The following is a 19,022-nucleotide window of genomic DNA, read 5'->3' on the forward strand; positions in this document are numbered from 1 at the left end:
AGTTGCTTGCGGCATTTGACCTGCTCATGGCTGTCGACACCATGAACTTGAAAAACCTGCTTTGCCAAATCCACGCCTATGCGTTTAAGTTTCATGCGGGCTCCCCCTCCGGGATTGTTTGTTTCGTAACCTACAGTCTGGCGCAATGACGCCGTAGGAGGGAGGAGTCCATCTCATTGGGCTACGCCTGAAGTCCTGAGCCATGAACGCCGCCAAACGCCTGGAAATCTTCCGTCGCCTGCACGAGGACAACCCCGAGCCAAAGACCGAGCTGGCCTACAGCACGCCCTTCGAGCTGCTGGTGGCGGTGACGCTCTCGGCCCAGGCCACCGACGTCAGCGTCAACAAAGCCACGGCCAAGCTGTTCCCGGTAGCCAATACGCCGGAGGCCATCTACGCCCTCGGCGTCGAGGGTTTGAGCGAATACATCAAGACCATCGGCCTGTACAACAGCAAGGCGAAGAACATCATCGAGACCTGCCGCATCCTGATCGAAAAGCACGGCAGCCAGGTGCCGAACAACCGCGAAGACCTCGAAGCCCTGCCCGGCGTCGGTCGCAAGACCGCCAATGTGGTGCTCAACACCGCGTTTCGCCAACTGGCCATGGCTGTGGACACGCACATCTTTCGCGTCAGCAACCGCACCGGCATTGCGCCGGGCAAGAACGTGGTCGAGGTGGAGAAGAAGCTGCTCAAGTTCGTGCCCAAGGATTATCTGCTCGACGCCCACCACTGGCTGATCCTGCACGGGCGCTACGTCTGTACCGCACGCAAACCGCGCTGTGGCGCCTGCCGCATCGAAGATCTGTGCGAGTACAAGGCGAAAACTTCCGACGATTGATCGACCATAGAATCTGGCGATCCTCTGATTGAAAAAATCTTTTTTACCCGCTCAATTTTTGCCGCTATAAGGTGCGCCATTGGCCCCAGTAAATGGCCTGGAGTGGAAGAAATGAGCACAGACAAAGAAGACCTCGAGCTGGACGAAGACTTTGTCGCAGACGATGCAGACGATGCCGAGCCTGCGGTGGAAGTCGCCAAGACCAACCTGACCAAGCGCCGCATCATCGACAACTTCCTCGAAGAACGACGCCTGCACAAACAGCTGGCCGAATACGACTTCGATATCTGAGAGCCGCTGCCTTCTACAAGAGCCCCGCAAGCCGGGGCTTTTGTTTGAGCGTCGAAATTGACAGACCTGAAACGACGAACCCCGGCACAAGGCCGGGGTTCGTTGGCAGGCTGAAGCGGTCGATCAGACCAGCTTGCGGCCCTTGCCGGCAGCGATGCGCATGCGCAGGGCGTTGAGCTTGATGAAGCCCGCCGCGTCCTGCTGGTTGTATGCGCCGCCATCTTCCTCGAAGGTCGCGATGTTGGCGTCGAACAGCGAATCGTCGGACTTGCGCCCGGTGACGATGACGTTGCCCTTGTACAGCTTCAGGCGCACCACACCGTTCACGTTGGCCTGGGATGCGTCGATCATCTGCTGCAGCATCAGACGCTCCGGGCTCCACCAGAAACCGTTGTAGATCAGGCTGGCGTATTTCGGCATCAGCTCGTCTTTCAGGTGAGCGACTTCGCGGTCGAGAGTGATCGACTCGATGGCGCGGTGGGCCTTGAGCATGATGGTGCCGCCGGGGGTCTCGTAGCAGCCACGCGACTTCATGCCGACGAAGCGGTTCTCGACGATATCCAGACGGCCGATGCCGTTCTCGCCGCCGATGCGGTTCAGCTCGGCCAGCACCTGCGCCGGGGTCATGGCCTTGCCGTCGATGGCGACGATGTCACCGGCCTTGTAGGTCAGCTCGATGTAGGTCGGGGTGTCCGGCGCCGCTTCCGGCGACTTGGTCCAACGCCACATGTCTTCTTCGTGCTCGGTCCAGGTGTCTTCCAGCACACCGCCTTCATAGGAGATGTGCAGCAGGTTGGCATCCATGGAGTACGGCGACTTCTTCTTGCCGTGGCGCTCGATCGGAATGGCGTGCTTCTCGGCGTAGTCCATCAGCTTCTCGCGCGACAGCAGATCCCACTCGCGCCACGGAGCGATGACTTTGACGCCTGGCTTAAGCGCGTAGGCGCCCAGCTCGAAACGCACCTGGTCGTTGCCCTTGCCGGTGGCGCCGTGGGAGATGGCGTCGGCGCCAGTCTCGTTGGCGATTTCGATCAGGCGCTTGGCGATCAGCGGACGGGCGATGGAGGTACCCAGCAGGTACTCGCCTTCGTAGACGGTGTTGGCACGGAACATCGGGTAGACGAAATCGCGGACGAACTCTTCGCGCAGGTCGTCGATGTAGATTTCCTTGACGCCCATCGCCTGAGCCTTGGCGCGGGCCGGCTCGACCTCTTCGCCCTGGCCGAGGTCAGCGGTGAAGGTCACCACTTCACAGTTATAGGTATCTTGCAGCCACTTGAGGATCACCGAGGTGTCCAGGCCACCGGAATAGGCCAGAACTACCTTTTTGACGTCCGCCATGCCATCACTCCACGGGTTGTACGGTAAAACCCGTGATTCTACTGGCCTCGCGCCGCAATTTACAGGGGCGCGACACACAGCGTTGCGCAAGCGACGCCGACTGGATTCAGGATGGGCTGCTTCCGGGTGGGTCGACCGGCGTGGTGGCCGGGGCAGGCGCACTCTGTTGTGGCACTTCTGCCGCTGGCACACGCTCCAGGCGCAGGGTCGCGCGACGGTTCTTGGCACGATTGGCTTCGTTATTGTTTGGCACCAGCGGGTAACGCTCGCCATGAAAGCGCATGGTGATCTGCTCGATCGGTACGCCACCGGCCACCAGATACTCCTGCACCGCCAGCGCACGACGGCGTGAGAGGTCGCGATTGGTCAGACGATTACCGCTGTTGTCCGCGTGACCATCGATCTGGAAGCTGTTGATGCTTGGGTCAGCCTTGACGAAGTCGAGGATGATATCGAGCTTGGCCTTGGCCATTGGGTCGAGATCGATGCCGCCACCGGGAAAGCCAATCTGCGCCTGACGAATCTGATCGAAATTGACCGGCAGCAACTTGGCGGTACAGGCTTGGTAGTCGTCATAGGCCTTGTGGAACTTGACCGGCAGCAACCGTACTTCCAGGTTATCGCCGCCATTGAGGGTGCGATGGCGTACCACCGGGCTGCGCCCTTCCAGCAGGCCGGTAAGCAGGCGTGCACCCTGCTCCTGCGAGCTGTTGAACGGCACCTCGCCGTTACCAACACTGACCACGCCCAGGTTGATGTCGCCGCGCCCTGGCTGCCAGGGCGCCGCAGCCGCCAGCAAGGTCGCCGAACCCGCGCCCATCCAGCGCTCGCGGGCCTTGAGGCGGAAGGTGACTTGCTCACCCGCGCGGCGTACGAACTCGCCGCTGCCAAAGTTGCTGATCGGCTGGCTCAGGCGGCATTCGAACTGATCGCCCTCCACCGTCCACTCCACCTTCTCCAGCCGGGTCTGGAAGCTGATGGCATGCGCAGGCATGCATAGAGGCATGCCTGCCAGCAGGCTGATCAGAAGGAAATTGGACGCACGCACGACAGGCTCCACGGCGGTTCACGGCACTCCCAAGGGGTATCGGTCAGGTGCGCGAAAACTTAACCCCCTGCGTGCGATTGTCACGCAGGCGCGAGCGCGAGCAGGCGCTTTTCAGGTACCATGCGGCCACGTTTTACCCGCCTGGAAGCCTTCATGTCCGACCGTCTGACTCTTCTGCGTCCCGATGACTGGCACATCCACCTGCGCGATGGCGCGGTGCTGCCACATACCGTCGGCGATGCCGCGCGCACCTTCGGCCGCGCCATCATCATGCCCAACCTGGTACCGCCGGTACGCAACGCCGCCGAGGCCGACGCCTATCGCCAGCGCATTCTCGCTGCGCGCCCGGCTGGCAGCCGCTTCGAGCCGCTGATGGTGCTTTACCTCACCGACAACACCAGCCCCGAAGACGTACGCGCGGCCAAGGCCAGCGGTTTCGTGCATGCCGCCAAGCTCTACCCGGCCGGTGCCACCACCAACTCCGACTCGGGCGTGACCAGCATCGACAAAATCTTCCCGGCGCTGGAAGCCATGGCCGAAGTTGGCATGCTGCTGCTGGTGCATGGCGAAGTGACCCGCGCCGAGATCGACGTGTTCGACCGCGAGAAGGCTTTCATCGATGAGCACCTGACTCGCGTGGTCGAACGTTTCCCGACACTGAAAGTGGTGTTCGAGCACATCACCACCCGTGACGCGGTGCAGTTCGTCGAGGCGGCCTCGGCCAAAGTCGGCGCCACCATCACCGCTCATCACCTGCTGTACAACCGCAATCACATGCTGGTCGGCGGTATTCGCCCGCATTTCTATTGCCTGCCGATTCTCAAGCGCAACGTGCACCAGGAAGCCCTGCTCGACGCCGCCACCAGCGGTAACGTCAAATTCTTCCTCGGCACTGACTCGGCCCCGCATGCCAAGCATGCCAAGGAAGCGGCTTGCGGCTGCGCGGGCTGCTACACCGCCTATGCCGCCATCGAGCTGTACGCCGAAGCCTTCGAGCAGCGCAATGCGCTGGACAAGCTGGAAGCCTTCGCCAGCTTCCACGGCCCGGACTTCTACGGTCTGCCGCGCAACACCGACAGCATTACCCTGGTACGTGAAGAGTGGACCGTACCCGCCAGCCTGCCGCTGGGCGACAACAATGTGGTGCCGCTGCGCGCCGGCGAAACCCTGCGCTGGAAATTGCTGGAGGCCCAGGCGTGAGCGAAGACAACTACGAAGACGAACTCGAACCCAGCCTGCCCTCTGGCCCGCGTACGCCCATGGCGGCGCGCTTTCGCGGCTACCTGCCGGTAGTGGTGGATGTGGAGACCGGCGGTTTCAACTGCGCCACCGATGCCCTGCTGGAAATTGCCGCCACGACCATCGCGATGGACGAGAGCGGCTTTCTTTATCCGGATCACACCCACTTCTTCCGTATCGAGCCCTTCGAGGGCGCCAATATCGAAGCGGCGGCGCTGGAGTTCACCGGTATCAAGCTCGATCATCCGCTGCGCATGGCGGTGAGCGAGGAGCATGCCCTGGGCGAGATCTTCAAGGGCCTGCGCAAGTCGATCAAATCGGCCGGCTGCAAGCGCGCGATCCTGGTCGGCCACAACAGCAGCTTCGACCTCGGTTTCCTCAATGCCGCGGTGGCCCGTTGCGGCATCAAGCGCAACCCCTTCCACCCCTTCTCCAGCTTCGATACCGCGACCCTCGCCGGTCTCGCTTATGGCCAGACCGTGCTGGCCAAGGCCTGCCAGACGGCCGGTATCGAGTTCGACGGCAAGGAAGCGCACTCGGCACGCTACGACACCGAGAAGACCGCCGAGCTGTTCTGCGGCATCGTCAATCGCTGGAAGGAAATGGGTGGTTGGGACGAATTCGATCAGTGAGCCTCTGCGCGGCGATCGAACCCCATGAAAAAACCGGCGTCCGCCTAATGCCAGTCAGTTAAGCCGTTGCACTCGATCTTTGTAGGAGCCGGCTTGCCGGCGATCCGATCGAGTAGGAGGCGGGGTCGCCCCCGCCGTCCTCTCACACCACCGTACGTACGGTTCCGTATACGGCGGTTCAGGCCATACGGCTAAGCCGAGTGATCGTATCCAGTATTGACACCAGTCCAAGCGCATCCCAGCGTTTCTTCGGCAGCGCCTGCCGCAGGTGCAAGGCGCCGGCGTTCCACCAGGGGCCGCGCCCGTTGGTGGCCGACTTCCAGGCCCGCTCCTCCGGTAAGCCCAGCCGCATCAGATTGCGTGCCCGGGTAACCGGTCGTTTCCAGTGCCGCCACAGCACATTGCGCAGCAACCGCCGCACCCAGCCATCCAGCTCTTCCACAGGCCGCTTGCTCTGGCTCAGCTTGAAGTAGCTGCTCCAGCCACGCAGAACCGGGTTGAGCCGCTCGATCAGCCAGGTCAGCTGACTACCCCGCCTAGCACGTAGCAGGCTTTTCACCCGTTCGCGCAGGCGCTGCAGGCTGCTGCCGGCAATCCGCAGTTTCGGCTGCCGGTGCACGGTCATGCCGTAGCCCAGGTAACTGCTGCGCCACGGGCGGATGACCTGGCTCTTGGCCCGGTTCAACCGCAACCGCAGCCGCTGCTCCAGAAAACGCTCCAGACTGGCTAGCACCCGCTCGCCCGCCTGCCGACTGCGGACGTAGACGTTCGCGTCGTCGGCATAGCGCACGAAGCGATGGCCGCGCCGGCTCAGCTCCCGGTCCAGCTCGTTCAGCAGGATGTTCGAGAGCAGGGGCGAGAGCGGCCCGCCTTGCGGCGTGCCTTCTCGTCGCAGGCTCACGAGCCCACCCGCCATGACACCGGCTTCCAGGTAGCGCCGAACCAGCCGCCGCACACGCGGGTCTTCGACCTGACGCGCCAGCAGGTCCATCAGCAGATCGTGGTCGACCCGGTCGAAGAATTTCTCCAGGTCCAGTTCCACGCTCCAGCGATAGCCCGCCTCCACATGGGCGCGGGCCATTTCGATGGCCTGGTGCGCGCTGCGCCCCGGACGAAAGCCGTAGCTGAAGTCCGAGAACAGCGGTTCGAAAAGCGGCGTCAGTTGCTGCAGCAGCGCCTGCTGGATCAGGCGATCCAGCACGCTGGGTATCCCCAGCGTTCTGACCCCGCCCTCGGGCTTGGGAATGTTCACCGCACGGACGCCGTACGGCTGGTATTCACCCGTCTGCAGCCGCTCCCGCAGGGACGGCCAATACTGCTTCAGGTAGCCCGCGAGTTCGTCCACCGACAGACCATCGGCCCCCGGTGCGCCCCGGTTGTTCACCACCCGTCGATACGCACGCCTCAGGTTCGCCGGCGACAGCACCCGCTCCATCAGCGTGTTCGGCTCCGCTTTCGTCCACGTTACAGACGCCATCGATGTCTGCGCACTGTCAGCCGGCATGCGCGGATTCCGTCCACCATGCCGGGGAACAGCCTTCCCCTGGGGGGAAGCTTCTGCGGTTCGACATCCCATGAGACTCCAACGCCTACCGGCGGTATGACCTGTTCGGCCCTTGGTGACGTGGTTGCTCGTCACTTACTACGGCCTCGGCTGACTTCTGCACGCCCATCCCGTCGCCTCTCGACGCCCGGTAGCCCAGCGGCAAACATGCAGATCTCCCAGGGTAATTCGCGCGACCTTCCAGCTTATGCCTGGCGGATCTACGTCGTAGCGTGCCGTGCAAGTACCGGGCTTTGACGAATTGGGCCGCCTCACCCCGCTACGCCGCCTCCATCCGCTTCCTGTTCGTCAGGCCAGCCATTTGCTTCCGGCTTCCTTCAGATTCGCAGTCACCCGCGACACCCTTGCCTTCAGCTAACACTTCCCCTTGCCGGGTGTGTAGAGGACTTTCACCTCCAAGTCGCCAGGCTCACCACCACAGTGAACCGAACAGCGCCAGTCACGGCGCTACGCGCCATGCCTGGCGCACCCACATAAAAAACCGCGGCCCAAGGGCCGCGGTTTTCGTTCTACGCGATAGGCATCAAGCTTTGGCGCGCATTTTCTCGGTGTTGATCAGGAAACGAGCCAGAGCCGGCAGCAGCCAGATCGCACCGATCATGTTCCACAGGAACATGAAGGTCAGCATCAGGCCCATATCGGCCTGGAACTTGATCGCCGAGAAGATCCAGGTCGCCACGCCGATCGCCAGGCAAACGCCGGTGAACAGCACCGCCTTGCCGGTGGACTTGAGCGTCTCGTAGTAGGCGTCCTGCAGCGACAGCCCCTGACGCAGATAGGTCTCCAGACGGCTGTAGATGTAGATGCCGTAGTCGACACCGATACCCACACCCAGGGCGATCACCGGCAAGGTGGCGACCTTCACACCAATGCCCATGAAGGCCATCAGCGCGTTACCCAGCACCGAGGTCAGCACCAGCGGCAGGATCACGCACAGGGTCGCAGCCAGCGAACGGAAGGTCAGCAGGCACATGATGCTCACCGCCGCGTAGACCGCGATGAGCATGGTGGTCTCGGAGGCCGCGATCACCTCGTTGGTGGCCGCTTCGATACCGGCGTTACCCGCTGCCAGCACCACCTGCAGCTCCTCGGTGTTGTGCTGCGCGGCGAACTCTTCGGCGGCAGCCACGGCACGCGACAGAGTCTCTGCCTTGTGGTCCTCGAGGAAGATCAATACCGGAGCCACCGAACAGTCTGCGTTGTACAGGCCTTCAGCACGGGCGATGGAGTTGTTCAACACATCCTGGTTACGCGACAAGGTCTCCCATTTCAGGTTGCCCTCGTTCATGCCCTTGATCACCTGCTTGGACACCGTGACCATGGAGATGGCCGACTGCACGCCTTCGGTGTTCTCCATCTTCCACATCAGCTCGTCCATAGCCGACAGCGCTTCGTAGGTGGAGCAGCCTTCGGTGGGGGTTTTGATCATCACTACCAGCACGTCGGAGCTGGTCGAGTAGTTGCGGATGACGAAATCGTTATCCAGGTTATAACGGGAATCCGGGTGCAATTCCGGCGCGCCTTGGTCGAGGTCGCCGATCTTCAGGTTCTGCCCGTACCAAACGCCGCCAGCCAGCGCCACAACGGCGATGACCACAGAAATCGGCGCCACCATCGGATGGGCGAAGTTGGAAATGGCACGCCAGACCGGGTGATCCTTGGTGGCCTCCTCGCGACTCTTCTGCACCGCACGTTTACCAATGCCGATATAGGAAATCAGAACCGGCAGCAGGATCAGGTTGGTCAGGATGATCACCGCCACGCCCATCGAGGCGCCGATGGCCAGTTCGCGGATCACCCCGATATCGATCAGCAGCAGCGTGACGAAACCGACGGCATCGGACAGCAGCGCCACCAACCCCGGAATGAACAGCTGGCGGAAGGCCATGCGCGCGGCGGACAGAGCATCAGTCGCCTCGCCCGAGGCCATGGCGATACCGTTGATCTTCTGCACCCCGTGAGAGATACCGATGGCGAACACCAGGAACGGCACCAGCATCGAGTAGGGATCGAGACCGAAGCCCAGAGTGTGCAGCAGGCCAAGCTGCCAGATCACGGCGATCAGGGTGGTGATCACCACGGCCAGGGTGCTCTTGAAGCAGTGGGTGAACCACAGCAGCAGCACGAAGGTGATGCCGATGGCGACGGCAAAGAACAGCGCCACGCCCACCAGGCCATCGATCAGGTCGCCGACCTTCTTGGCGAAGCCGATGATATGCACCTTGATGTTGGGATTCTGCGCTTCGTACTTCTCGCGAATCTTCTCTTCCAGCTCGTGAGAGAACTGTTGGTAGTCCAGCTTGATCAGCTTGCTCTGATCGTTCGGGTCCGGGTAGGACTCGAGCAGCGGAATATCGACGATGCTGGACTTGAAGTTGTTCGCCACCAGGCGCCCGATCTGACCCGACTTGAGGATGTTGCTGCGCAGCTCCTCGAGGCTGTCGGCTGAACCGTCGTAGGTCTGCGGAATCACCTCACCCCCCGCGAAGCCCTCTTCGGTCACTTCGGTCCAGCGCACGCTCGGACTCCACAGCGACTTGAGTCCGGAACGGTCTACACCAGGAATGTAGAACGCCTCGTCATGGATCTGCCGCAGGGTTTCCATGTATTCCTTGCTGAAGATGTCACCGTCGGTGGCTTCCACCGAGATGCGCACCGTATTACCCAGGTTAGCCAGGTCGTTACGGTGCTCGAGCATGTTCTGAATGTAGGGATGCCCCAGCGGAATCATCTTCTCGAAGCTGGTCTGCGGGCGTACCTGGGCAGCCTGATAGAACAGAAAGATGCTGATCAGCAGGCAGATCAGGATGACCGCCGGGCGATTGTTGAAAATCAGCCGCTCGAGGAAGGAAGCAGGCTGTTGTTGATGCTTGGTCATGCAAAGGCTCCCGGCTTGTTATTGTTGGCCCAGATCGGCGCCAGTCGAGGCGGCGAGGTGAACGCCGCCCTGCCCCACCAGGATCAGGTTGCCGTTATCCAGTGCAGCTACTCCGGCCAGCGAGAGGCGGTCGGGGCGGTTGATCAGGCTGAACGTCTGGCCGTGATCCTTGCTGCGCAGCACCGTGCCACCGTGCCCGACGACCGCGACACTGCCATCGTTGAGCAGCGCGCCATCGGCCAGACCGAATTCCAGCGGACCATTGTTCGGGGTGTTGAGCGTGATCTGCTGCCAACTGTCACCGAAATCGGTGGAGCGGAACAGGTGGCCGCGCAGACCAAAGGCCAACACAGTGGCTGGCTGGTCGGTACCGATCACACCGAACAGCGAACCCTCGTAGGGCAGATCCTCGATACGCTCCCAGGTCTGCCCCCAGTCTGCGGAACGGAACATCAGGCCCAGCTCACCGACGATGAACAGACCAGTGTCCTTTACGGCCGTAATGGCATTGAGGTGATAGGCGTCTTCGTTGTCGAGACGATCGCTGATGTCTTCCCAGTTCTGACCACCATCGGTGGTTTCCAGCAGTGCACCGTAGGCACCTACCGCGTAACCGGTCTGAAGATCCTTGAACCAGACATCCAGCAGCGGCGCTTCGAGCTCAAGATTTTCGTACTGCTTGGTCCAGGTCAGGCCACCATCGGTCGTCGTGAGAACCTGCGCATCATGACCGACCACCCAGCCATGCTGAGCATCGACGAAGAACAGCGAAGTCAGCATCTGCCGCGTAGGCACCTTGGCCTGCTGCCAGCTTTGTCCCTGATCGTTGGAATAGAGAATGTGGCCGCGGTCGCCCACGGCGACCAGACGCTCGCCGGTGTTGACCACATCAAGCAGCAGGCTGTGTACGGCCTTGGGTGACTCGATGGCATAGACAGCATCGGCTCCAGCCGTAGTCTCAGCCTGCAAGGGTGCGGCAGCGAAAGCCAGAATGGAAAGCACACTGCACAGCGAGAGCGCTTTAGCCAGCGGCGAATGGACACGGAGCGCCGATTTGCGCGCCTGTTTGGGCGCCAGACCGGACTGGGTGCGCCGCATGACGGGCTCACTCATATACCTTCCCCCTTTCTTGTTATAGGCGGTACTGCTGATTAGCAGGCTGCCCATCCTAGCGAGCTTCGGAAAGCCCTGACAATTGGCGTGACGTTATGTTTTGTTAAGGCAGAACCCGCGTGATAGAAGCCTATTCGCCAAGCTGATACGAAAAGGCCGCTACTACCGTAGCGGCCTTCGCGTGAGACTACACGACTATTATCGAGTGCCGCGGCGACGCAGGGCAGCCGGTTTGAAATAACCGTCGTCCGGAACCGCCTGGGTGAAGTCGATGGTGTTGTTCTCTTCGTTGTCCAGGTTCTGCACGTGGTAACGGCGCGCCTGCAGATCGTGGAACACATCGAGTGCAGACCAGGTGGTCGGCAGATCGTAGTAGTTCTTCAGATAGGCGATGGACACGCGCCACAGCTCACCACGGCCGTCGTACTGATCCACCACCGCAGCCTGCCAGCTGTCCTCGTCGAGGAACAGGGTGCGCTTGGAGTAGATATGGCGGGCGCCGGACTTCAGCGTGCCCTCGACCACCCACACACGGTGCAGCTCGTTACGAGTCAGAGCCGGGTTGAGGTGACCGACCTGCAGCAGATCCTTGTACTTAACGTCAGGGCTGGTGACCTTGTAGTTGTTGTACGGGATGTAGATTTCCTTCTTGCCCACCAGTTTCCAGTCATAGCGATCCGGGGCACCGTTGAACATGTCGGTGTCGTCGGCGGTACGCAGACCGTCAGCCGCGGCGATCGGGGTATCGTAGGCCAGGTTCGGCGCACGACGCACGCGGCGCTGGCCGGCGTTGTAACCCCAGGCCTGACGCGGCTCTTTCACCTGATCGAGGGTTTCATGAACCAGGGTCGCGCCACCGGCCAGACGCGCCGGGCTGGTGGTGAACGACAGGTAATAGAACATGATGTTGTTCAAATCGGCGAACGAGCCGTTCTGCAGGTAGTACTTGAACAGCGCTTCCTGCTGCGAGGTCACCAGCGAATAGGCGCCGTTGCGCTGTACTGCCACTTCCGAGGCACGGCGCACGATGTAGGTGCCACGGTAGCGGGCGATGTGGTTCCACAGCGCCTCGACACCATTTTGCGGAATCGGGAACGGAATACCGCCGTAAGCGTCGATAAAGCCGTTACCACCATCGACCAGCTTGGCGCTGGTGGCGTTCTTGATGGTGTTGTCATAGACCCACTGCGGCGCGGAGCCGGAGCGGCGGGTCTGGTACACCGGCATCTGATAGGTTTCCGGGTAAGCCTTGAACATGGCGATCTGACCCGGCGTCAGATTGGCCTCGTACTGGCTCAGGTTGGCCGCTGTGATGGTGAACAGCGGCTTGTCGTCCGGGAACGGATTGACGTGGTGCTGGCCCGAGCGGGTGTAACCCGCCGGCGGCTGGGTGATGCCACCGGTCCAGGCCGGGATAGTGCCGGCAGCGTTGCCGGCTTTTTCGGCGCCGAAGGGGGTCAGGGTATCGCCAAGTTTGGCAGCTTCCTGCGGGGAAACGGCAGCCAGCGCGGAGCCGGCGGAAAATGCCAGCGCAACGGCTACGGCCATCAGCCTGTGCTTGTTCAGCATGGGTAATTCTCCATGAAGAGTCGTGACGGGCGCCCGCAAGCGCCCGGCGTTCTTTCCGATTTTGGTTATTAGAAGGAGTACTTGACGTTGACGCCGATATTGTCGCGATCACGCGCACCGTTGTTCTGGCCAGCGCCGTAGAACTCGGTGTACTGGATCTCGGCTTCCAGGCTGTTCAGATAGCTGGCGCGCATACCGACGGTGTAAGCCTTGCGACCTTCGATAAAGTTACCGGTCTGGTGCGAGTTGCCTTCGAAGTCGTGCTTGAACACGGCGAAGGGCGATAGGTTCACGCCAGCGTAAACGTCGTTCCAGGTGCCCGACATCATCAGGGTGTAGCCGTAAGCGTTCTTGTTGACCTGATCGTCGCGATCGTAGCCGGACACATAAGAGTTGTTGGCTCGTCCAGCATAGTAACGGACGCCATCCCGCGAATTATATTTGAGGCTATCTCCACGAAGGTGCTCGGAAGACAACTCAGCAATACCAAATAGCGAGTCAAAACCCAGCGATGGGCCAAAGTTATAAATCGTGCCCAAAGATGCATTAAACGCTTCTACTCGCTCATAGTTGTGTATCTGACCATCGCGACTTACTCGACTGCCAGCAATCAGAGCGGTACCATTACCAACCGTGTTCGAGTTATCTGCCAGACCGGCACCTTGAGCGATTACATCACCCAAGAGGTCATTTGTCGTGGCGATACCAATAGGAAGATTCGGCCGATATGCAAGCTCCCCGAACACGGAAGCATTACCTATTGTGGTATTGAAGCTAGTACCAAACATGCGAATATCTTCGGCATATTCACGCTTGGCTTGAATATTCCCCAGCACATCTATCGTCGCCAAGCCAGCAGCATTTACAAGCCCGCCCGCATAACCCGCCAAGCTAGCTACATCCACACCCTGATAACCATTAAGATCCGCATAAATGGTCGGTTCCTTGGCATGATAATTTACGTAATAAAAACCAAACTCAGTACTATTGAGTTCTTCAGCAATATAACGGAATGCCAAGCCATACTGACCGTCATTCTTTGCATTTAGATCCCCACCCACATTCGCGACCTGAATAGCCCTGGCAGAAGACACATAGCCATTAGCGCCGCCGCTCAAAATTCCTGTATTCAGGATCGCTTGCTGCCCCACTGCCGGAAGACCGGGAAAGGTAGTATTTACAAAATTTGCGTAACCATTAGCCGCTGCCTGCAACTGTTGACCGCTAGCAGTACTCAAATCAGGAACGGTATAAGCCCTTGAACCACCATCGGCGAACAAATCCGTCTCCGAGAAATAAGTGCCGACCGGGTCAATAGCCGTCTCTTTCCAATTGAACTGGTAGAAAGCTTCCATCGACAGATTATCTGTCAACCCGAGGTTAAAGCTCAGCGCCTCGACCGGCACCAATACTTCCTTCACCTCCGAGCCTGGCAGACGGAACTTGGCAGCATCGACCGGGTTGGTGGTATTCACACCACCACGGTAGAACAGGCCCTCACCCCAGTTGAATACCTGCTTACCCAGACGCCCGGAAACCGGCATGTTGCCCACATCCCAGTTGCCATAAACATAGGCATCGAGAATCTGTGCATCACGCCCTGCCTTGTGGCGAGTCTCGCGAGTGAAGCTGTTGTCGCGAGGAAAGCTCTGGCTCGGTTGAGCGGGCGAGTTGGCATCGTAATAGTCGTTGCGCTTGTCCATGATCTGGGTGTCATAGAACGCGGTACCACGGATAAAGACGCCGTAGTTACGGTAAGACGCCTCGAGATCCGAGGTAATTTTGAACACTTCGGAAACCAGGCCGGTATCGAAATTGCGGTTACCGTCGTTGGTATTGATATCGTCGTTGGTCTTGTCCTGGCCTTGTACGCGCCACAGTTGACCGTAGGAGATGGTGGTATCGAGGGAACCGGTGATTTCGTTATCGGCGAAGCTGAACTCCACCGCTTGAGCCTGGGCGGCGACCAGCAACGGCAGAACGCCTGCGAACGCAAAGCCGGCCTTGGCCGGGGCAAAACGTAGAACGGGCTTGCGGGACTTAATTTCCATCGAGACACACTCCGTGGACAGATCATTCTTTTGAGCGATCCCGAATCCGGGTCGCGATATGCCGTACTGGCGACGGCTTGTGTTTTTATTTTGTAGCGACGTGTTCCAACGACCAGCGAGAGCTTGCACGCGGTCAAGTCCTGCTCGGCACTGCAACCATGGCGCCAATTCAAACAGTTGTATCAGCGCAAAAGCGCCTTGCAGAGCGATTGCCGGATTTCTTTTCGTGACTGATCAGCCACTGACCAATGGATCAGAAAAGATGGCGCACTTTGTCCTACGATCCGACGCTTTATGCCAATTACCACGCGCCTCGCAGCGCAGTTGGGTGATGAATATCACCTCGCTGTCAAGCGACGAAGCCCGAACTTAAGTGTGCAAAGGCATAACGGACTGCATGCATATTTCATTGGGTAACAAAAAAGTGTTACCAACCAGAGGTCGGTAACACTTTTTTTGTGGAGCAAAACCCGTTTCAGGCCTAAAGCCAACCAGTCAAGCGTCGACGTACCGAGTGTGTAGGAGCGGCGCCTCGCCGCGAACCTGAAAAGCTTCGCCCCGGGGCGGGGCTCCTACGAAACACAGCTTTCGCAGCCTTGCCTAAGCGGCATCAGCCTTAGGCCAGGCTCTTGCTCACCACTTCATAGACATCGCTGGACAGCTCACCGGAGGCGAGGATGCGCTCCAGCTCGGCCTTCATCAGTGCCTGACGCGCCGAGCCGTACTTGCGCCAGCGGGTCAGCGGCGCCAGCAGACGCGAAGCGATCTGTGGGTTGAGGGCGTTGAGAGTGATCACCTGGTCGGCGAGAAAGCGGTAGCCCGCCCCGTCGGCGCGGTGAAAGTTGATCAGGTTCTGGTTGGCGAAAGCGCCGATCAGCGCACGCACCTTGTTCGGATTCTTCAGGGTGAAGGCTTCGTGCTGCATCAACGCATGCACGCGCTCCAGACCACCCGGCAGCGGGCAACCGGCCTGCACGCTGAACCACTGATCCATGACCAGCGGGTTGTCCTTGAAGAAGTCGGCGAACATGGCCAGGGCCTTACCCTGCTCTTCCTGGAACGGCGAGTTGGCCAGCACAGCCAGCGCGGCAAGGCGCTCGGTCATGTTGTCGGCGTTGTCGAACTGATCGACGCAAGCCGCCAGCACTTCAGGCTTCTCGCTGAGCATCAGGTAGGACAGCGCGATGTTCTGCAGGCTGCGACGGGCGAAGTGCGCCGCCTCGGCCACGTAAGGGGTGGCCTTGGAGACTTCACGGTTGGCCTGGTAGCGCGCCCACAGTGGAGCGAACAGCGCGTCAGCCAGCGCCTTGCGAGCGAACTCGCGCGCGGCGTGGATGGCCTCGACATCCGCCACCTCACTGATTTCGGTGAGATAGGCCTCGCCCGGCAGCGACAGCATCTCGGCGACCATGGCCTGATCCAGCGACTCGTCTTCAAGCAGGGTGCGCAGCGCGGTGACCAGACGCTGATCCAGCACCAGGGCTTCACCACGCTGGTGCTGGCCAATCAGTTCCTGCAGTACCTGCACGGACAGCTGCTGGCCGGCTTCCCAACGATTGAAGCCATCGCTGTCGTGCTGCATGAGGAACATCAGCTGATCGCGGTCATAAGGGAAGTGCAGCTTGACCGGCGCGCTGAAGCCACGCAGCAGCGACGGCAGCGGCTTTGCGGTGATGCCTTCGAAGATGAAGGCCTGCTCAGCCTCGGTGACCGACAAGACGCGACTGGTGCCTTGCGCCGCGCTTTCACCCTGCAGGCGCAGCGGCAGCTCGTTGCCTTGGGCATCGAGCAGGCCGAGCGCCACCGGAATCACGAACGGCAGCTTCTCGCTTTGCCCTGGCGTGGCCGGGCAGCCCTGGCGGAAGCTCAGGCTGTAGGTCTGCGCGGCGGCGTCATAACCCTCGCTGACCTCCAGACGCGGCGTGCCGGCCTGGGTGTACCAGCGCTTGAACTGGGTCAGGTCCTGGCCGCTGGCGTCTTCCATGGCCTTGACGAAGTCGTCGCAGGTCACGGCCTGGCCGTCGTGGCGCTCGAAGTACAGGTCCGAGCCCTTGCGGAACAGTTCCGGCCCGAGCAGGGTGTGGATCATGCGCAGCACTTCCGAACCCTTCTCGTAGATGGTCAGGGTGTAGAAGTTGGAGATCTCCATGTACGCGTCCGGGCGCACCGGGTGGGCCATGGGGCCGGCGTCCTCGGCGAACTGGTGGGTGCGCAGGTAGGCCACGTCTTCGATGCGTTTGACCGTGCGCGAGTGGGTATCGGCGGAGAACTCGCTGTCGCGGAACACGGTGAAGCCTTCCTTGAGCGACAACTGGAACCAGTCGCGGCAGGTCACGCGGTTGCCCGACCAGTTGTGGAAGTATTCGTGCGCCACCACCGCCTCGACGCGCTGATGCGCGGCATCGGTGGCGGTCTCGGCCTTGGCCAGCACGCAGCTGGAGTTGAAGATATTGAGGCCCTTGTTCTCCATGGCACCCATATTGAAGTCGTTGACCGCGACGATCATGAAGATGTCCAGGTCGTACTCGCGGCCGTAGACCTCCTCATCCCACTTCATCGAGCGCTTGAGGCTGTCCATGGCGTGCTGCACCTTGTCGATGTTCTCCGGCTCGACGTAGATGCGCAGCGCTACCTCGCGGCTGCTCATGGTGGTGAAGCTGTCTTCCACACACCAGAGATCACCGGCGACCAGGGCGAACAGGTAGGCCGGCTTCTTGAACGGGTCTTCCCAGGTGGCCCAATGACGACCGCCCTCCTCGCCGCCGCTGGCAATCGGGTTACCGTTGGACAGCAGCACCGGGTAGGCATGCTGTTCGGCACTGACCGTGGTGGTGAACTTGCTCATCACGTCCGGGCGGTCGAGGTAGAAGGTGATCTTGCGGAATCCCTCTGCCTCGCACTGGGTGCAGAACATCGTGCCGGACTTGTACAGGCCTTCCAGCGCGGTGTTGCTTTCCGGGTGAATGCGCACGCTGCTGTCGACCACGAAACGTTCCTGCGTCGGCTGCAGGCTCAGGTGGCTGTCGGTGAGGCTGTAATCACCCGCACCCAGCTCGCGGTCATCGAGCTTGAGCTCCAGCAACTCCAGCTGCTGACCATCCAGCACCAGCTTGGGCAAGCCGGCACCGGCCTCGGGGTTACGACGCATGACCAGCTGCGCGTGCACCAGGCTGTGATCCTCGAACAACTCGAAGGTCAGGTGGGTTTCGTCGATCAGGTAGTCGGGAACCTGATAGTCCTTCAGATAAATGGTCTTGGATTGTTCGGTGCGCATGGCTCTTGGCCTCTCGTCTGCGGCGCCCCGGGCGCCGGTGGCAATCGGGTGTCAGGCGGCGATCTCGTGGACGGCCAGCTGATAGGCGGTGTACTTGCGAATATTGATCACGCCGGTGTCGAACATCAGGTACTGGCCCTTGATGCCGAGCAGGGTACCTTCGGCCAGGGGCAGCTTGTCCAGATTGAAGCTGGTGATCTTGGCCGGATAGGCCTCGATGGGGTAACGAATCTCCAGCACGTCGGCGGTGCCCAGCGGCTGGATGGCTTGCAGGCCGAAGCGCTGCTGCAGTTCGGTGATGCCCGCACCGCAGCTGTCAAACAGTTGCTCGCGAATCACCAGCAGATCGACCGGCACGGCATCGCCCTTGAGCAGCGCGCGCCAGTTGGTCTTGTCCGCTACCTGGCTACGCAACAGGTCCTCGACGAAACCGGACTGCTGCCGGGTAGCCACGCGCAGAATGGGCAGCGCCTGGGTCGCGCCCTGATCGATCCAGCGCGTCGGCACTTGACTGGCACGGGTGATGCCCACCTTCACGCCACTGGAATTGGCCAGGTAGACGATATGGTCGGTCATGCAGAACTGCTCGCCCCAACTCGGCTCGCGGCAGGTGCCGGCGTCGTAATGACACTTCTCCGGGCTCATGATGCAGATATCGCATTGCGCCAACTTCTGCATGCAGGGGTAGCAATAACCCTGACTGAAGCTGGTCTTGGTCTTGCGTCCGCAGTGCGTGCAATGGATGGCACCGAGGTATTCCAGGCGCAGGTGCTTGCCCACCAGCGGGTTGACCGGTACTTCTTCGTCGCCAAGACGGAAGGCGTATTGCACCGGTGCGTCCAGGTGCGCCTTCATCTTGCTCAGCGAGCCACGTCCCAATTCACTCATCAGTGCAGGGTATCCGAGGACTTGAACAACAGGTTGGGTACCGGCTCGGATTTGCTGCTGCACTCCTGCGGCCCCATGTAACCGGTGCGTTCTTCTTCCGGCAGGTTCTGCACTTCCCAGGCGATCATCGCCTGCAGGCTCAGCTCTTTCTGTTCCTGGGTCAGCTTGCGGCCGTCCGGCCATTTACCGATTTCCACGGCCAGCTTGAGGCTTTCGTAGATTTCCGGGGTGATGTTTTCAATCGCATCGAGAAAGGACGACATACAGCTCTCCAAGTAAATCATAGGGCGGGT

15 protein-coding genes are annotated in these 19,022 nt (G+C 60.7%); 4 read left to right on the forward strand and 11 right to left on the reverse strand.

The features are described from left to right. Positions 1 to 95 (reverse strand): hypothetical protein (locus DBO86_RS26485; protein ID WP_244185501.1); only part of this gene is annotated, 95 nt, incomplete at its 3' end. Between the two features lie 107 nt (positions 96 to 202). Between DBO86_RS26485 and nth the strand changes: the two genes are divergently transcribed. Continuing rightward, complete coding sequence (gene nth / locus DBO86_RS06300) at positions 203 to 841, forward strand: endonuclease III (RefSeq protein ID WP_108233248.1); 639 nt, start codon at positions 203 to 205, stop codon at positions 839 to 841. A 111-nt stretch (positions 842 to 952) separates the two neighbouring features. Next, entirely contained in the window at positions 953 to 1,132 is a 180-nt protein-coding gene (locus tag DBO86_RS06305; protein ID WP_004423730.1) for a PA3496 family putative envelope integrity protein, read from the forward strand. A 123-nt stretch (positions 1,133 to 1,255) separates the two neighbouring features. On the opposite strand, the gene DBO86_RS06310 is transcribed toward DBO86_RS06305, so the two are convergent. Together DBO86_RS06310 and DBO86_RS06315 are read right to left on the reverse strand one after the other, a co-directional pair. Continuing rightward, positions 1,256 to 2,473, reverse strand: coding sequence for an argininosuccinate synthase (locus DBO86_RS06310; protein WP_004423725.1), 1,218 nt, complete (start codon positions 2,471 to 2,473; stop codon positions 1,256 to 1,258). 106 nt (positions 2,474 to 2,579) lie between these two features. After that, positions 2,580 to 3,521, reverse strand: a complete 942-nt coding sequence (locus DBO86_RS06315) for a flagellar protein MotY (protein ID WP_108233249.1) — start codon at positions 3,519 to 3,521, stop codon at positions 2,580 to 2,582. A 153-nt stretch (positions 3,522 to 3,674) separates the two neighbouring features. Between DBO86_RS06315 and pyrC the strand changes: the two genes are divergently transcribed. Together pyrC and rnt are read left to right on the forward strand one after the other, a co-directional pair. Then, positions 3,675 to 4,721: a dihydroorotase gene (gene pyrC, locus DBO86_RS06320; protein ID WP_108233250.1), complete on the forward strand. Its 1,047-nt coding sequence runs from the start codon at positions 3,675 to 3,677 to the stop codon at positions 4,719 to 4,721. After that, positions 4,718 to 5,392 carry a ribonuclease T gene (gene rnt, locus DBO86_RS06325; protein ID WP_108233251.1) on the forward strand — a complete coding sequence of 225 codons (675 nt, stop codon included), beginning with the start codon at positions 4,718 to 4,720 and terminating at the stop codon, positions 5,390 to 5,392. The genes pyrC and rnt overlap by 4 nt, the downstream gene beginning before the upstream one ends. 178 nt (positions 5,393 to 5,570) lie before the next feature. Here the strand turns inward: rnt and ltrA are convergent, their stop codons facing one another. From ltrA to DBO86_RS06365, 8 genes are all read right to left on the reverse strand, one after another. Beyond that, on the reverse strand, positions 5,571 to 6,896 hold the full coding sequence (ltrA, locus tag DBO86_RS06330) for a group II intron reverse transcriptase/maturase (protein ID WP_208630378.1): 1,326 nt from the start codon (positions 6,894 to 6,896) through the stop codon (positions 5,571 to 5,573). Positions 6,897 to 7,479: 583 nt separating this feature from the next. Further along, positions 7,480 to 9,834: an efflux RND transporter permease subunit gene (locus DBO86_RS06335; RefSeq protein ID WP_108233253.1), complete on the reverse strand. Its 2,355-nt coding sequence runs from the start codon at positions 9,832 to 9,834 to the stop codon at positions 7,480 to 7,482. A gap of 18 nt (positions 9,835 to 9,852) precedes the next feature. Next, positions 9,853 to 10,947, reverse strand: coding sequence for a YCF48-related protein (locus tag DBO86_RS06340; protein ID WP_425266786.1), 1,095 nt, complete (start codon positions 10,945 to 10,947; stop codon positions 9,853 to 9,855). A 198-nt stretch (positions 10,948 to 11,145) separates the two neighbouring features. Then, positions 11,146 to 12,516, reverse strand: a complete 1,371-nt coding sequence (locus DBO86_RS06345; protein ID WP_108233255.1) for a DUF1329 domain-containing protein — start codon at positions 12,514 to 12,516, stop codon at positions 11,146 to 11,148. Positions 12,517 to 12,584: 68 nt separating this feature from the next. Further along, entirely contained in the window at positions 12,585 to 14,567 is a 1,983-nt protein-coding gene (locus DBO86_RS06350; RefSeq protein WP_108233256.1) for a DUF1302 domain-containing protein, read from the reverse strand. Positions 14,568 to 15,183: 616 nt separating this feature from the next. Next, on the reverse strand, positions 15,184 to 17,841 hold the full coding sequence (gene pepN / locus DBO86_RS06355; RefSeq protein WP_108233257.1) for an aminopeptidase N: 2,658 nt from the start codon (positions 17,839 to 17,841) through the stop codon (positions 15,184 to 15,186). A gap of 51 nt (positions 17,842 to 17,892) precedes the next feature. Continuing rightward, the gene (locus DBO86_RS06360; protein WP_108233258.1) at positions 17,893 to 18,729 is read right to left on the reverse strand and encodes a DUF2797 domain-containing protein; all 837 of its coding nucleotides are present in this window, start codon (positions 18,727 to 18,729) and stop codon (positions 17,893 to 17,895) included. Continuing rightward, complete coding sequence (locus tag DBO86_RS06365) at positions 18,729 to 18,992, reverse strand: YeaC family protein (RefSeq protein ID WP_074681470.1); 264 nt, start codon at positions 18,990 to 18,992, stop codon at positions 18,729 to 18,731. The genes DBO86_RS06360 and DBO86_RS06365 overlap by 1 nt, the downstream gene beginning before the upstream one ends. Positions 18,993 to 19,022 lie beyond the last annotated feature (30 nt).

This window comes from Ectopseudomonas oleovorans (assembly GCF_003052605.1).
Taxonomy (GTDB): Bacteria; Pseudomonadota; Gammaproteobacteria; order Pseudomonadales; family Pseudomonadaceae; genus Aquipseudomonas; species Aquipseudomonas oleovorans_A.